The organism is Pontibacterium sp., assembly GCF_041587635.1.
Classification (GTDB): Bacteria; Pseudomonadota; Gammaproteobacteria; order Pseudomonadales; family Balneatricaceae; genus Pontibacterium.
The window spans coordinates 1-3013 of sequence record NZ_JBFGYC010000491.1 but is presented as its reverse complement, the minus strand read 5'-3'; the positions used below and the strand labels follow the sequence as shown (position 1 = coordinate 3013).

Annotated in this window: 4 protein-coding genes; all 4 read left to right on the top strand. The window is 51.6% G+C overall.

The genetic code is table 11. The annotated features are described in order from the left end of the window. The coding region (gene thyA, locus ABYW01_RS17965) for a thymidylate synthase (RefSeq protein WP_372835458.1) at positions 1–534 on the top strand (534 nt) is incomplete at its 5' end. Positions 535–543: 9 nt separating this feature from the next. Further along, on the top strand, positions 544–1047 hold the full coding sequence (gene folA, locus ABYW01_RS17960; protein ID WP_372835456.1) for a type 3 dihydrofolate reductase: 504 nt from the start codon (positions 544–546) through the stop codon (positions 1045–1047). A 16-nt stretch (positions 1048–1063) separates the two neighbouring features. Further along, on the top strand, positions 1064–2038 hold the full coding sequence (gene birA / locus ABYW01_RS17955) for a bifunctional biotin--[acetyl-CoA-carboxylase] ligase/biotin operon repressor BirA (protein ID WP_372835454.1): 975 nt from the start codon (positions 1064–1066) through the stop codon (positions 2036–2038). Then, positions 2035–2754: a type III pantothenate kinase gene (locus ABYW01_RS17950; protein ID WP_372835451.1), complete on the top strand. Its 720-nt coding sequence runs from the start codon at positions 2035–2037 to the stop codon at positions 2752–2754. Before birA ends, ABYW01_RS17950 begins: the two co-directional genes overlap by 4 nt. Positions 2755–3013: the final 259 nt, after the last annotated feature.

Below are 3013 nucleotides of genomic sequence, written 5' to 3'. Positions count from 1 at the left end.
CCTGACGGCAGCACTGTTGATCAGATCAGTCAGGTGGTTGAGCAGATCAAGCGCACGCCGAACTCCCGGCGTTTGATTGTCAGTGGCTGGAATCCGGCTGATTTGCCGGACGAGACTCAGAGTCCGCAAGACAATGTGCGTAACGGTAAGGCCGCGTTGCCGCCATGTCATACGTTATTTCAGTTTTATGTGCTGGACGGAAAGTTAAGTTGTCAGCTCTACCAGCGCAGTGCTGATTACGTACTGGGCGTACCGTTTAACATCGCGTCCTACGCATTGTTAACTCACATGATTGCGCAGCAGTGTGATCTGGATGTGGGGGACTTTGTGCATACCTTTGGGGATGCTCATCTCTATCAGGATCACATTAATGATCCCGCCATCGTATCTGAACAGTTGTCGCGTACGCCGCGAGCATTACCTAAATTGCTAATTAAGCGTAAGCCGGAAAGTCTGTATGACTATCGGTTTGAAGATTTTGAAGTCGTTGATTATGACCCGTATCCTCCGATCCGGGCTGCAGTATCAATCTGAGGAAAGAATATGAGGCTGGCAATCATCGTTGCTCAGGCAGAAAACCGGGTAATCGGGATTAACAATAAATTACCTTGGCATCTGCCGGAGGATCTGCGTTATTTCAAGCAGGTCACGATGTCGAAACCGATCATTATGGGGCGTAAGACCTATGAGTCGATTGGTCGTCCATTGCCGGGCCGAACGAATATTGTAATCTCCAGGCAGGCCGGTTATGCGCCGGAAGGGGTGAAGGTTGTCCCGTCGCTGGAGTCTGCAATAGAGCTGGCAGAGAATATCTGTGTAATTGACGGTGCTGAAGAGGCGATGGTAATTGGTGGTGCTCAGATCTATGAGCAGGCGCTACTCCGTGCTGATCGGCTATATCTGACGCAGGTTCACTCCAGTGTAGAGGGTGATGCCTGGTTCCCGGTGATTGCCATGGAACAGTGGCAAGAAGTTGGGCGCGAGGACTTCACAGCAAAGGAACCAAACCCCTACGATTACAGTTTTATCGTGTTGGACCGGGTGTAACGAAGGATGAAGTAGTATGGCGATCCGTTCGTTGTTGTCTATCCTGGCTGATGGACGCTTTCACTCTGGGCGTGAGCTTGGAGAAGTGCTTGGCGTAAGCCGTAGTGCAATCTGGAAGCAGATCCGCAAGCTGGAAGAGTTCGGCTTGGAAATTTATAGCGTTAAGGGACGTGGTTACCGGGTTCCAGGAGGTCTTGATCTGCTGGATCTGGAGCAGATTGAGGCCGTGCTGGAGCCATCAGTGCGGGCGAAACTGAAAACCATTGAGCTTGACTTATCTATCCCTTCGACAAATCTGCGAGCCTCGCAGAAGAGTCAGGAGGCTGACTGTCACGGACATCTGTTTGTGGCTGAGCAGCAAACTGAGGGTCGCGGTCGTCGCGGCCGACCGTGGGAAAGTCCTTTTGGGCGTAATCTCTATTTCTCTTTGGTATGGCGTTTCGAAAACGGTGCCGCTGCGCTGGAAGGTTTGAGCCTTCTGGTGGGGTTGAGCCTGGTTAAAGCGTTGCAAAAGCTGGGTGCGGAAGAGGTTCAGCTGAAATGGCCTAATGATCTGCTGTGGCGGGATCGTAAGCTGGCGGGCATATTGCTTGAGATGACCGGCGATGCATCGGGTGAATGTCAGGTGGTGATCGGTATTGGTGTCAATGTGGCGATGCCGATGGATTTTGCTGCAACGATTGATCAGCCTTGGGTTGATCTGCAAACTGCAATGGGCGTAAAGGTTTCACGCAACAATCTGCTGGCGGCGGTTCTGGAAGAGTTGGTGCCAGCACTTGAGCGGTTTGCCGTTGAGGGGTTTACGCCGCTGGTGGATCAGTGGCATCAATGGCATGCCTATCAAGATCAGCCCGTTAATCTGTTTGTTGGTCAGAATACCCTCGAGGGAGTGTGTCGGGGTGTTGATACCAGCGGGGCGCTCTTGTTGGAGACAGCAGAAGGATTGCGCAGTTTTCATGGTGGTGAAGTGAGCGTCAGACGAACAGGATGATCCTTGATATCGATGTGGGCAATACGCTGCTGAAGTGGCGAACGGTGGAGTCGGGCGCGGTGGTTGATCGTGGTCGTCATCCCACCGATCGCTTGACGGCCGAGATGCCTGTGGACTGGCCGGCTCAGATTGATCAGGTTCGTATCTCTAATGTGGCCGGTCCGGCAGTCGCTGCTTTGCTATTGGCTTACTGTCAGGCGCGTTGGGAGTGTCAGCCGGAGTTTGCGGTGACTCGTGCTGAAGCGGCGGGTGTTGTGAACAGTTACTCAGATCCATCGCGTATGGGGGTGGATCGCTGGCTGGCAATGCTGGCTGCATATAACGACTGTCGGCATGCGTGTTGTGTGGTTGATTGTGGTAGTGCGATCACCGTTGATTATCTGGAAGATGATGGTCGGCACCGGGGGGGATTCATTATCCCTGGTCTGCGTCTGATGTCTGAGAGTCTGCAGCGTAATACCGCAGAAGTTTTGGTTGATCGTACCGTTGAGCAGTTTCAGGTAGAGCCAGGTCAGCATACGTCTGCTGCTGTTGCGCACGGTATTAACTTTGCTTTTAAGGCGTTGCAGGAAAAGATTACCAATGAGCTGGGTGGGTCTGCCGATGCCTGTCTCTATATCACCGGCGGTGATGGTGTGCTGTTTCATCAATTGTCAGGCGTTGGTCAGCTACATCAGGATCTGGTAATGGAAGGCTTGCGTTGGTCGCTGTCCTGAGTCTGTCGGTTTTTATTCCTTGTCTCTCAGTATTTGATATTCCGTCTATATAAGTCGTTCGTAAATCTGCTCCTTTCCTGTCTAAGAATTACCCAATAAAATCAAAGTGCTAACCCTGTTCGAAAGTTTTTCAAAAAAAACTTAAAAAAGTTTGGTTTTGGGGTTGCGTCGTATTAGAGCTGTGGGTAATATACGCGCCACTTCGACGCTGAGCCGGTATAGCTCAGTTGGTAGAGCAACTGACTTGTAATCAGTAGGT

Bases quoted from the DNA above. Each gene is read 5' to 3' on its own strand.
- folA (WP_372835456.1), top strand. From the start codon at position 544: ATGAGGCTGGCAATCATCGTTGCTCAGGCAGAAAACCGGGTAATCGGG.
- birA (WP_372835454.1), top strand. From the start codon at position 1,064: ATGGCGATCCGTTCGTTGTTGTCTATCCTGGCTGATGGACGCTTTCAC.
- ABYW01_RS17950 (WP_372835451.1), top strand. From the start codon at position 2,035: ATGATCCTTGATATCGATGTGGGCAATACGCTGCTGAAGTGGCGAACG.